This is a genomic window from Virgibacillus sp. M23, assembly GCF_034190895.1.
In the GTDB taxonomy this organism is placed as follows: Bacteria; Bacillota; Bacilli; order Bacillales; family Amphibacillaceae; genus Virgibacillus; species Virgibacillus salarius.
The window spans coordinates 1-12,521 of record NZ_JAWDHA010000058.1 but is presented as its reverse complement, the minus strand read 5'-3'; the positions used below and the strand labels follow the sequence as shown (position 1 = coordinate 12,521).

The following is a 12,521-nucleotide window of genomic DNA, read 5'->3' as shown; positions in this document are numbered from 1 at the left end:
CTACTTTCTTCACGTTCTTTTTCTACATATACTCATCTCTTTTTATCTAAGCCAAATATGCCATCACCTTTGTAAGTTCTTCAACCATTTCTTGAACATCCAATCAATTACTGCTTTAAAAGAACAGTTAGATGTAAAGTGAAACTTCAATCAGTGGGGGGATTACTGCCAGTTATATACGGGACAAAAGTAGAGTAGATAGTAACGTTAAATACATTAACACTTACTCATTATAGTATTGATAAAACGCATGATCGTAACGCTAATTCAGTTGTTGTAGCTATTCTTAACGCAAAAAAATAGCCACCTGTTCCACAAAGGGGTATGGGCTATTTTTTCTTTCTAAATTAGATAACGCCAATCCCTATCATAAGGATGGGTATCTATCGACCATAGCTGGAACTGTGGTCGTTCTTTTATTATATGAGTGGTTGTTTTTATTGCTGAGCAGTTCTTACTATTTAATCCTTTACTATTTTTCCGTCGCGAATCGTTACAATTCGATCTGCATAGCTAAGTACGCGCTCATCATGCGTTACCATAATTCCGGCCTTGTTTCGATCTTTAATTTCGCCTGCCAAAAGTTTTACAACATCCTGACCTCGCTTGGAGTCAAGGCTTGCAGTAGGTTCATCAGCAAGAATTATTTGCGGATCGTTCATTAGTGCACGAGCAATTGCTACTCGCTGACGCTGACCTCCTGACAGCTCATTGGGATAATTATTCAACCGATGCTGCAAGCCAAAATGAGTAAGTAAATCACTCCCATGTTTAACTCGTTTCTTGGCAAGCACTTGAATAATATTCAACTGATCTTTTACCTTGAGATATGGAACTAAATGAGCAGCTTGAAACACAAACCCAATCTTTTCAAGCCGTCTTTTCGTTATTTCTTTCGATGATAATCCAGTAATATTCTCTCCAGCCAACAGCACGTTCCCACTTGTTGGAGAAAGTAGTGCCCCGGCAATTGATAACATCGTACTTTTTCCTGATCCAGAAGGACCAACTATCGCAATAAATTCACCTGATTTTACTTCTAAGGATACTTCATCCAAAGCGTTAAAGCGATTTGGACCATCTGTATAAGTTTTCGTAACATGATCTAAAATAAGTGTCATTATGCAGCAGCCCCCTCAATTGCTTCAATTGGATCAATTCGCGTTACTTGATAAAGGGATAACAGTGCTCCAATAAAGGAGACAATCATCATAATAATGGCTGGCTTAAGCATTGTAACTAATTCGAGGTGAAATGGCATATCACTAGGGAATAACGCACCTATTCCAACCGTAATCGCTGCTCCTAATGCGATACATACAACGGCAAGTAATACTACTTGCCCCATTAACCCCTGAATCAAGTAGCTGTTATTAGCACCTAATGCTTTTAACACCCCAAACTGTTCCCTTTTTTGTAGTGTGATGACATAGAAAAACACAGCCAGCACAAATGCAGCAATGACATATAAGAAAATGATCATCATATTTAGCGATGCCTGTTCCTGCGAATAGCTAGGAATCCCCTGAAGTGCATCTTCTTTTGTCATTACATCAAATGACCCTTCTACATGGGCGTCGCCTTGTACAGCAATTGCATTCACTTGATCTAAGCCTTGATTATGAATAAACACAACGGGAGTATGACTGTATCGTTGACCTGATGTAAAAGCTGACACAATGTAAGAGGCTTCCCCAATTGTCAATTTATCGCCAAGCTTTACACCCTCCTGCTTTAATGTAGTGTCGGCTACTACTTGTTTTTGATTTGTTGGAGAAACTCCTTCCGTTATTTTTGGCATCAGCATACTATCAGGTTCTGTTGCAAACATTGCAATATCTAGTTGCTGTTGACTGTTATTTCTGGTGGCATTCATCATCCGAATGGCTAAAGTACTAGCATGCTCATCACCTTGATTGTCTACAATCTCTTGCGCCTCGCCCATTGGAATAAAGGATTTTGTAAGTTCTCCCTCTGCATCCTTTGTTAAGATTAACAAATCCGCTTGCAGCTCTTGAATCGAGGACGCATTATCAGCAGATAGACCTTGAGCTAACCCCGAAATAATAAAGATTAGACTAGCCGTTAAAACCATAATGAGACCAATTAATATATATCTAGTTTTCGCAAATAGTAACTCTCGAATTGCAAGAAACATTGCACTTCCCTCCTCTTCTGCTTCTAATATAGACCTTTTGTATGAACAGAAGATGAACGATTCGTTACTATTGCGGTAGCGTTATAATAATCGCTGTTCCTTGCCCTTCTTCACTCTTAACCATGATTGTTCCAGCATGTAATTCTACAATTTTCTTTGTAATGGCTAATCCCAGACCTGTTCCACCTGCTTTTCGCGTTCTAGCTTTATCAGCTTTATAAAACCGATCAAAGATTTGAGGGATATCTTCTTGAGAAATTCCAATACCTGTGTCCGTAATAATAACTTCAACATTCGCTTTCCCTTTTTTTACAGTTATTGATATCTTTCCTTCTTTCAATGTATAACGAATGGCATTTGTTATAACATTCATCCATACTTGATGTAATAATTTAGGATCGCCGTTAATAACCGTTGGCTTAGCATCCCATTCTATCGATAGATTTTTTTGGCGCCACTGCCATTCAAGTGTAAATAATATTTCCTTCATCTGCTCCGATAGATCAAATGGAATACGCTCCAGCTCATTATTGCCTTGATCCAGCTGAGATAAGGTAAGCAGTTGCCTGCTAAGTACAGATAATCGTTTGCTCTCTTTTTCAATAATGGATAGATAATGAATGCGTTCTTCGTTGGAAAGGTTCTCCTCCTGAAGGGCTTGTGAAAACCCTTGAATTGATGTAAGTGGAGATTGAATTTCATGGGAGACGCTTGCAACAAATTCCTGTCTTTTTTCTTCTGTTTTTTGTAAACTCTCACTCATGGTTGAAAAATTTCTTGCCAAGCGTCCAATCTCATCCTTACGGTTAACAGCTAATTTTATATGATAATTACCTGCTGCAATTTTTTTCGTAGCCACTGTTAATGACTGAATTGGGTTTACAATCCAGCGTGTACTAAAAAGCACAAACAAGAAGCTAAAAAACAAGGCAAGTCCAATAATAACTGCAAAAAAGATACGCATTTCACCAAATTGCTGCACGGAATTTGGTCGAACAAATAAGGCAAAGCTATCGTCATTAGCATTTATCGGCAAGCCAATGGTATTTGAAAGTGCATGATCAAAAAATCCGGTTACAAAGGGCTGCCAAGGATAATTTGCAATGCCGTGGTATATGTTACCGCTTAAGACATCCTGTACAACCGATGATTGCAATTCTGTTGTATCAAATGGTTTGCCAAATGTCTTGCTCTGGCCATCATTATCAATTAAATAAAAGGAGTATCCTAAATCTGCCATATCCCTTAAAAAATGACCAATCGATTGATCACTACCATTGTAAAGATCAACAATATTGTTAGCCATATGAGTAACCTTTTTATCATTTTCTGGTTTTAATACATGCTGGTAGTAAACGTTACTAGCAATAAATGCGATAATGGAGCTAGTAATCATGATAGCCATCGTTGTAACAATAATTCGTACATAAAGTGTCCGCATTAGTGAACACCTGCATCACGAATGAATTCTAATTTATAACCAAGCCCTCGAATGGTTTGAATGGAAAAGTCGTTCTGCACTGAGGTAAATCTCTCGCGAAGTCGCTTAATATGTACATCTACTGTTCGGTCATTACCTGGATAATCTGATCCCCATACCAATTCAATCAACTGTTCTCTAGAAAATATTCGATTCGGATAACTCGCCAATTGTGCCAACAGTTCAAATTCCTTTAATGGGAGTATGATTGTCTTCCCTTGTGTATGAACCTCATAGCTTTTTCGATCAATCACTGTATTGCCAAGTTGTATTTTTTCATTATGTTGCATTTGGAACCTGCGGAGCAATGCTTTAATTCGAAACAAAACTTCCTTTGGTTCAAACGGCTTTACAATATAATCATCTGTACCAGCCATATATGCTTTCTCCTTATCTGTCAGTTCACCTTTTGCGGTAAGCATCAGAACAGGGATATCATAATCGGTACGAATTTCTTTACAAAGCTGATATCCATCGATTTGCGGCATCATGATATCTACAATTGCCAAATGAACTTGTCGCTTCGCTAATTGCTTCAATGCTGCTTGACCATCTTCGGCCTCAATAATTTGATATCCTTCCTTTTGTAAATAGAATCGAAGCAGTTCACGGATATGTGCATCATCATCGACGGTTAAGATTGTTATCAATGCTTACTACCTCCTGTCTTCATTTTGTTCTTCTCTATTATAGAAAGATGAACAGATTGTGGGGCTAAATAGCATGTAGATTCTATCTAAAATTGGAATGCATTGTGGGGTGCACGAATTTATTCACCCCTGTTTTATTAAACGAATATACTGTGCTTTTTGTTTATCTTGGATTACTACACCTAGCTTGGCCAAATCTTCACGTAATTGCTTTGCTTCCTCCTCATTATCCTCCTTTAATGCTCGTTCTCTAGCGTATAGAATAGAATTAATATCGGAAGGATATTGATTATTACCCAATTCCCAGCGTTGATAATCCTTTATAAAAGGGTCTTCGTTCTTCCAAGGGTAACCATAATATAAAAAGGCTTCCTTTGCCTCTTCCTTTTTAACCTCCAAGTCTTCTCGGAAAATTTCTTTACTATTTTCTCCAAGAATAATCAAGGTTTTATTTTCCATAAAAATTGCAGAAATAGCCTGCTTATGAATATCCCTTCTCATCTCTCCAAGAATTAAAGTAATCTGTTTATCGGATACCTTCACCTTCAGCGTTACATGAAAGACATAAACTATAAAAGCGATACCTGCAATAACGCCTACAATTGTAGCAACAACCGAAACCCAAAAATGATTTAATGAATCAATTATAGAAATAATACCTTCCATCGGTACAAATGGCAGCTCTAATACCCAATCAATGATGACAGGAATAAACCAGCCAAGCAGCCCACCAACGGTAATAGAAATGACAATGATAAACAACTTATCGAATCGCTTTAATCCTAAGACTGTCTCTTCATTTAGCATGTTGTTTCCTCCCTCCACTACTTCACCATTTTAAATACCATGTTTTTTAATTCTTCTCCATATTGTTCCGTACTTTGTTTAGAATCATTGGATAGCATAAACTCTGAAATAGCTCCTCGTATAATAGTTACTACTGTTTTAACGGAAAATTTAGCAAAATCATTATTCGTCTGTCCCATTTGTAAGATATCCTTTAATAATATCGTTATTGGATCTCCCTCTTCTTCCTCTAACAGATAATAAGGTACATATTCATCTGTGCGTGCATGAAAAACAATTTCTATTAGAGCAATATTATTTGAAAGATGCTTCAACTGATAATCTAAACTTGCATCTATATAAGCTGCTAATCTTTCCTCCGCTTTACTATTTTGCTCTACCCTTTTACGAATGAATAAAAATTCGTTCTGAATCAGATAACCAAGCGTACTATTCATCAAATCTTCTTTTCCCGAGAAATGATACGAAATAAGGCCAGTACTAATGTTTGCTTTTTTAGCTATTTTAGATAAACTGGCACTTACATAACCAATCTCTTCAAGAACTTCAATTGCTGCCTTTATAATTTGTTCTCTTCTAGCTTCAGCAATAAAGGATTGTCTATCATTCATATATCACAACTCCTGATCAATTGATCATTTTTTTGATTGAGCAACCAAATTATAGTAGGAACAAAAATGGTTGTCAAGAACATTGAAAAGTTACTATCCATACATACTAAAAGCCGCCCATTAAGCGGCGGCTTTTAGTAGTTACTATTTAAAATTAATGATTTGTTCCAAGCAGTCTTTCAATTACAGCTACGACTTGATTAACATATTTCTCACATTCTTCTTTCGTTGGTGATTCAACCATTACCCGCACCAGTGGTTCGGTACCAGATGGTCTTACTAAGACACGTCCTTGTTCTCCAAGTTCCTCTTCTACTGCTGCAATCTCTTTCTTTATTTCTGGATGATTTAATGCTTCTTTCTTGTCAGAGACTCTTACATTTTTAAGTATTTGCGGATAAATGGTCATTTCTTCTGCTAACTCTGACAGCGGCTTACCAGTTTCCGTCATTACATTTACTAATTGTAACGCTGACAGCATGCCATCTCCCGTAGTGTTATAATCTAGAAAGATAATATGTCCAGATTGTTCACCACCAAGATTGTATCCACCTTTTCGCATTTCCTCCATCACATAGCGATCCCCTACTGCTGTTTTATCACTACGCATGCCATTCTCTTCCAATGCTTTATAAAAACCGATATTACTCATTACCGTAGAAACGACCGTATTATGACGAAGGGCTCCTTTTTCATTCATATATTTAGCACATATAAACATGATTTGATCGCCATCTACAAGATTTCCTTTTTCATCAACAGCAATTAATCGGTCACCATCGCCATCAAATGCTAGACCAATATCAGCATCTTTCTCTTTCACAAAAGCTTGAAGCTTCTCCGGATGTGTAGACCCAACACCATCATTAATATTCAATCCGTCTGGAGATGAGCCGATAGAATAGATATCCGCTTCTAAATCAGCAAATAAATGTGTAGCCAAACTTGATGTAGCACCGTGTGCACAGTCAAAAGCTATTTTTAATCCGCCAAAATCATTATCAACCGTATCTTTTAAGAAGGATAGATACTTTTGACCGCCTTCAAAATAGTCGTTGACGCTCCCAACATCGGCACCAATCGGACGTGGTAACTCGTCTTCTCCGTCCATAAGCGCTTCAATTTCATTTTCTTGATCATCTGTTAGTTTAAAGCCGTCTGGACCAAAGAATTTAATTCCATTATCTTCAACAGGATTGTGAGAGGCTGAGATCATTACACCAGCTTGTGAACTAGTTGCTTTGGTTAAATACGCAACACCTGGAGTGGAAATAACACCTAGTCTCATTACTTCTGCACCGATAGAAAGTAATCCGGCTACCAGTGCTCCCTCAAGCATATGGCCAGATATCCGCGTATCACGACCAATGATGATCTTAGGTCGCTGCGTTTCTTTTGTTAATACGTAACCACCAATACGCCCTAACTTAAAGGCTAATTCTGGAGTAAGATCCTTATTTGCTACTCCGCGTACTCCATCTGTTCCAAAATAATTTCCCATGTGAGTTTCTCTCCTTTATATCCTTTTCACCGTTTATCAAGCGAGAGCAATCCTATATTAAGATTCACTTATTTCAATCGTAGCTTGTTCGAATTCAGCTTCAACGGTTACTCCATCGGGTCCTTCAATCGTTATTGGGACATCATGCTCCCCAACGTCCAGACCTTCCACATTTATTGATGCTTGGAAATCATCAGCTTTTAGCTTTGCAATGTCTGCTTGATTTCCAGTAACTGTGATGTCTAACTCTGCATTGGATGGATCGATAAAGGATACTTCTTGTCCATCTCCCAGAGATTCTACATTAATTGGTAAAGCTTTAATGGTTTTCGTTTGTTCTATTTCTACATCCACTTTAATATTCTCTACTCCAGGTGCGCTTGCTCCCTCTGGTAAGGCTAACTTCGCCTCGATTGTACCTGATTGTTCAATCTTCGACAAATCGATGTCTTCCGTTGTAATCTCGTCAATATTTTGGAGCAAGCTATTGCTTGCAAACACTTCCACTTCCTCTACATTAGCAGAAATCGATGATAATGCATAGCCCTCCGGCAACTTCCCACTCGTCTTTAAACTTAGTGGTACTTTCTTGCTCGGATTATCTATATCCGCAGAAATGATAACATTCCCTGGTTCAACATTCACGTTTAATTCACTACCTTGATTATCATAAACATTAACAGGTACTTCCCGATTATTAATTGGCTTATCCAAATTAGATAAATCGACATATGCTTTTACAATACCAATCTTATCAATTACGCTTTTGGCACTGGTAATCGTTACGGTTTTAGGATTAACTTCGTAATCACCTAGCTCATAACCTTCAGCAATTTGACTTTCATTTAAGAAGTCAACCATGACATTGAATTCTTTCGTTGCTTTCTCTTCAATGGTTACATCAATCCGCTTTGGTTCAATATAAACATCTAATTCGCTAGAAATATCATGTTGTAATTCCACGGTATGTTCTCCAGCTTTTAATCCTTGTAAATCAACATATACGTTGAAATTCCTATTTTTAATTGTAGGAGTGAGGAAGCCAGCAGACCCTTCCATGGAAACAGATACGTATTCAGGAACACCACTAACCACATATTTTTCGTTATCAATTTTAATATTTACTGGCACATCATCTAAAGTCTGTAATTCTTGAGAGCTGTCCCCCGATGGAAACGTTAAGCCATCATTATTTGGTCTATTTTGTACTTCTACAGACACAAAGACATAAAACAACACCGCAAAGGCCAAGGAAACGACACGGACAAACCATTTACTTCTAAACCAATTATCCATTTTTGTTTCCCCTCCTCTTTTTTGACTTTTTACTAGGGGCTTTTAAGCTTAATGACAAATTCTCTCGTAATAATGTACGAAGACCTTCTTGGTCAAGCTCTCTATGTAGCTCACCATTTTTTGTACATGAAATATTACCTGTTTCCTCCGATACAACTATAGTTAAAGCGTCAGTAACTTCACTAATTCCCATTGCAGCACGGTGTCTAGTACCAAGTTCTTTGGAAATAAAAGGACTTTCCGATAATGGTAGATAACATGCTGCGGCAGTGATAATATCTCCTTTTAAGATCACCGCACCATCATGTAATGGTGTGTTTGGAGTGAATATATTTGTAAGAAGCTGATGTGTCAGCTTGCCATCAATTGGGATACCTGTCTCCGCATAATCGCCAATGCCTGTCTCGCGTTCAATCGAGATGAGAGCACCAATCCGTCGTTTTGCCATATAATTACAAGACTGAATAATCGCTTCAATATTTTGTTCAATTATTTCTTCTTCTGAGCGTGAGCTTCGTCCAAATATATTACCCCTACCCAGTTGTTCTAGCGCTCTTCTCAGTTCAGGCTGGAACAGAATAATGATGACAATAAGTCCCCATTCAATTATCTGATTGGTAAAATATTGAACGGTTTGTAAATTTAAAACAATACTAATAAGCCATACAGCCAATACTACAGCAATTCCTTTTAAAAGCTGGATTGCCTTCGTTCCTCTGATTAGCATGATTAATTTATATATAACATACCAGACGAGAGCAATATCTACGCCTATCCTTAGGAGCTGTATCAGGTCGAATCCCCCATCAAGCATGATTACACATCCTTCTACGAAAAATTTCTAAACACTAGTTTCATTGTGACCATAACGTTATTATTATAACATAATTTTACCAGTAACATGTATGATATCACTCTAAAGTAAGCAAGTAATCAACTACTTTGACGGTATAAGAAAAAGCCTGAAATCGGAATGCCGATATTCAGACTAATCTATTGTAGCCTCATAATGCAAAAACACTTTGAAACAGTTGTTTAATTGAGTACCATATCCATTCAAAAACTTGATCAACGTGCTTTAATTCTCCGTTTACCTCTCCAACTGAAGCCATCAGTCCTTCACCTTCAATTGGTTCTTCTATCAGCTTACCGTTGATGAGTGTCACATTTCCATCAATGGTACCATTTATAATGAGATTTCCATTTTTTACTAGTAAGTCTCCATCTACGGTCACATCCTGCGGCACAATAACTGTATCCCCATTAATGACCAAGTCCTCCTGTTTGGAAACAACTAGCTCACTATCCTGATTCCAAACGGAAAGCATTCCACTTAGCATAAATACGAAAAAGATGGCTGCTGCTGTAAGCATTGGATGAGCCTTAAACCACCTTGTATATTTTATTCGTTTCTTTTCTGTAGGAAGCTTTTCCATAACAGTAGCTGTGAAATTCGCTGGTGCTTTTATTTGTTCTGCACTTTGAATAAACGTAATGGTTCGTTTTAACTCATGAAAATGCCTTTGGCATGCATCGCAGCTCTCTAAATGCTGACTAAGTGTTTGCTCTTGCTCTTTGGTAATATCACCGTCTAAATATTTATGCATTAATTCTACAGCTTCATTATTACATTTCAAGTGAGTCACACTCCTTTACACGTGACGAAGCTTTTTCCGTAAAGCTTCCCTTCCTCGGTGGATTCGGGTTTTTACCGTTCCTAAAGGGATGTCTAGGATTTCACTTATCTCCTGAAGGGAAAATTCTTCAATATACCGAAGCATAATGATACTTCGATATTTCGGAGGAAGCTGTATGATCTCCTGTTGAATATAGCGTTGTAGCTCTAACCCTTCCACCTCTTCCTCTGGCAGACGGCCGTTATCAGCCAATTGAGAGTACATATTTAATCCTTCTGTCCCCTTTACTTCTGCATCAAGGTAATGATCCGGCTTCCGTTTTCGAATACGGTCAATCGTTAGGTTTGTAGCAATACGATATAACCATGTTGAAAACTTCCTGCGGTCATCAAACGAATGGATATTTACATATGCACGAATAAAAGCTTCCTGCGCTATATCTTCCGCCTCGTGTGCATTACCAAGCATTCGATAGCAATGCTGATAAATCTTGTTTTGAAAGAATGAGACCACATCCTCAAAAGCTGATTGATCTCCTTTTTTCACTTGTTTTATTCTCTCTCTTATCATTTCATCCATATTGGTACCTCCGCCAACTATGCGGTATTCATGTTACGAATAACTCCTCGAAAAGGTTTCAAAAAATAACAGAAAAATTATCTATGTTTATGATTGCAAAAATTTGGCTACTCTCCTATTATAGTATACTAGATAGGAGGATAGTTTTGTGAGTAATTATGTTTTATTGGAAAAAATCGAAAAATGTCGAGAAGAAATGATATCTCTGAGTAACTCACATGCATTAACTTCCGAAGCTGTCATCTCTTCTAGTATGAAGCTAGACCAGCTCATTAATGAATATCTTCATAACAGTAAATAATATGTATGTATTCACAAAACATCACGTTACAACACAATAAAAATAGAGAAATTAGGGTAAAAAAAGACATCAAATTTCCAGTTTGAAATTTAATGTCTTTTTTATTGATCGAAAATTTCACCACTGCTATTCATTTTATTATTTCAATTTTTCTCCAAAAAGTGATCCCATTAATCCGACAGCAACAGTAGCAGTTTTATTTTTTTCATCCAAAATTGGATTGACTTCGACAAACTCTGCAGACGTCAGTAGTTTTGATTCTTCAAGCATTTCCATTGCCAGATGACTTTCTCTATAAGTAATACCACCTATAACTGGTGTTCCTACTCCTGGAGCTTCTGATGGATCAAGCCCGTCAAGGTCCAAGCTTAAATGCACTCCATCCGTACGTTCTTTCAAATAAGAAATCGTTTCTTCCATAACCTTTGGCATTCCCATTCGATCTAGTTCATGCATCGTATAGACCTTGATCCCCCTGTCGCGAATCAACTCTCTTTCGCCAGGATCGAGTGAGCGTGCACCAATAATCACAATATTCTCTGGTTTAATCTTTGGCGCAAACCCTAAAATATTTGTTAGCTTTTCATGACCAATTCCTAAACTAACAGCTAGCGGCATACCATGGATATTACCTGATGGTGAAGTTTCTCCAGAGTTTAAATCACCATGTGCATCATACCATATCACACCAAGATTTTCATAATGCTTGGATATCCCGGCTAAACTACCAATTGCAATACTATGATCTCCGCCGAATATTAAAGGAAAATGTCTCTTTTCTATTTCTTTATCTACCATTTCTGCTAGCTTTTGATTTGCCTCAACCACTTGAGCTAAATTTTTTAAATTACTACTATTATCCGTCGTAGGTTTATCCGGACGATTAATCGGGATATCACCGAGATCATGGATTTGATAATCTAATTCTTCTAATTTTTCAATAGCGCCTGCGTAGCGCATAGCACTAGGCCCCATATCCACTCCACGGCGGCTTTGACCTAAATCCATTGGTACACCAATAATTGATATTTTGTTCTTCATGTAAGCGCCCCCTTTACTCTATTGTAGACAGAAAAAACAAGATGACTCAACTCGACATTAGATTGTATATATATGCATACTCAAATATAACGTCATATTTCCTACACCCTTATCTAGTACTGGATCCTTCAGCAGCATGGACACCCTTGCTTTTGGCTATGTACTTATCACTACTAGGTCGTACTGAGAGACTTTCACCCCATTGGAGCCCACCACGCCATAATGGGCAAACCTAAAAAAACGGAGCAAAATTCGCTCAGTCCTTATCACTAAATGCTCAGATTTACGCTCCCTCTAGTAGCTATTATTCCATAATAGCTACTGCTTGACCACCACTCCGGCTGCCCACTTCCCTTTCCGTGGGGTTTGTCCTTCCGCTAACTTTTTTAGCAAAACCCGCTCAAAAAAGTGGATCTTCAGGTCAAACATTTCCCACAGGAGTTGAAGTGGCCGGCCTTCG

General features: G+C 37.9%; 13 protein-coding genes. 1 reads left to right on the top strand and 12 read right to left on the bottom strand.

Annotated features, from left to right (window positions below):
* Nucleotides 1-461: 461 nt before the first annotated feature.
* The 11 genes from RVS70_RS17410 to sigW form a co-directional block, all read right to left on the bottom strand.
* The gene (locus RVS70_RS17410) at nucleotides 462-1,121 is read right to left on the bottom strand and encodes an ABC transporter ATP-binding protein (RefSeq protein WP_026679765.1); all 660 of its coding nucleotides are present in this window, start codon (nucleotides 1,119-1,121) and stop codon (nucleotides 462-464) included.
* Nucleotides 1,121-2,158 carry an ABC transporter permease gene (locus RVS70_RS17405; RefSeq protein ID WP_026679764.1) on the bottom strand — a complete coding sequence of 346 codons (1,038 nt, stop codon included), beginning with the start codon at nucleotides 2,156-2,158 and terminating at the stop codon, nucleotides 1,121-1,123. The genes RVS70_RS17410 and RVS70_RS17405 overlap by 1 nt, the downstream gene beginning before the upstream one ends.
* A gap of 67 nt (nucleotides 2,159-2,225) precedes the next feature.
* Entirely contained in the window at nucleotides 2,226-3,599 is a 1,374-nt protein-coding gene (locus RVS70_RS17400; RefSeq protein ID WP_026679763.1) for a sensor histidine kinase, read from the bottom strand.
* Entirely contained in the window at nucleotides 3,599-4,288 is a 690-nt protein-coding gene (locus tag RVS70_RS17395; RefSeq protein WP_026679762.1) for a response regulator transcription factor, read from the bottom strand. Before RVS70_RS17395 ends, RVS70_RS17400 begins: the two co-directional genes overlap by 1 nt.
* Nucleotides 4,289-4,411: 123 nt before the next feature.
* A complete protein-coding gene (locus RVS70_RS17390; protein ID WP_026679761.1) occupies nucleotides 4,412-5,095 on the bottom strand; it encodes a hypothetical protein in 684 nt (227 codons plus the stop codon).
* Between the two features lie 17 nt (nucleotides 5,096-5,112).
* Nucleotides 5,113-5,706, bottom strand: a complete 594-nt coding sequence (locus tag RVS70_RS17385) for a TetR/AcrR family transcriptional regulator (RefSeq protein WP_026679760.1) — start codon at nucleotides 5,704-5,706, stop codon at nucleotides 5,113-5,115.
* A 154-nt stretch (nucleotides 5,707-5,860) separates the two neighbouring features.
* Nucleotides 5,861-7,207: a phosphoglucosamine mutase gene (gene glmM, locus RVS70_RS17380; RefSeq protein ID WP_026679759.1), complete on the bottom strand. Its 1,347-nt coding sequence runs from the start codon at nucleotides 7,205-7,207 to the stop codon at nucleotides 5,861-5,863.
* 57 nt (nucleotides 7,208-7,264) lie between these two features.
* On the bottom strand, nucleotides 7,265-8,503 hold the full coding sequence (locus tag RVS70_RS17375) for a YbbR-like domain-containing protein (RefSeq protein WP_026679758.1): 1,239 nt from the start codon (nucleotides 8,501-8,503) through the stop codon (nucleotides 7,265-7,267).
* Nucleotides 8,496-9,317, bottom strand: a complete 822-nt coding sequence (cdaA, locus tag RVS70_RS17370; protein WP_026679757.1) for a diadenylate cyclase CdaA — start codon at nucleotides 9,315-9,317, stop codon at nucleotides 8,496-8,498. The genes RVS70_RS17375 and cdaA overlap by 8 nt, the downstream gene beginning before the upstream one ends.
* Nucleotides 9,318-9,507: 190 nt before the next feature.
* Entirely contained in the window at nucleotides 9,508-10,149 is a 642-nt protein-coding gene (locus tag RVS70_RS17365; protein WP_345739469.1) for a zf-HC2 domain-containing protein, read from the bottom strand.
* A 6-nt stretch (nucleotides 10,150-10,155) separates the two neighbouring features.
* Entirely contained in the window at nucleotides 10,156-10,719 is a 564-nt protein-coding gene (sigW, locus tag RVS70_RS17360) for an RNA polymerase sigma factor SigW (RefSeq protein ID WP_026679755.1), read from the bottom strand.
* Between the two features lie 148 nt (nucleotides 10,720-10,867).
* Here sigW and RVS70_RS17355 point away from each other — a divergent pair, with 148 nt between their 5' ends.
* Nucleotides 10,868-11,020: an aspartyl-phosphate phosphatase Spo0E family protein gene (locus RVS70_RS17355; RefSeq protein WP_080668607.1), complete on the top strand. Its 153-nt coding sequence runs from the start codon at nucleotides 10,868-10,870 to the stop codon at nucleotides 11,018-11,020.
* 138 nt (nucleotides 11,021-11,158) lie between these two features.
* Here the strand turns inward: RVS70_RS17355 and rocF are convergent, their stop codons facing one another.
* On the bottom strand, nucleotides 11,159-12,061 hold the full coding sequence (gene rocF / locus RVS70_RS17350; protein ID WP_026679754.1) for an arginase: 903 nt from the start codon (nucleotides 12,059-12,061) through the stop codon (nucleotides 11,159-11,161).
* Nucleotides 12,062-12,521: the final 460 nt, after the last annotated feature.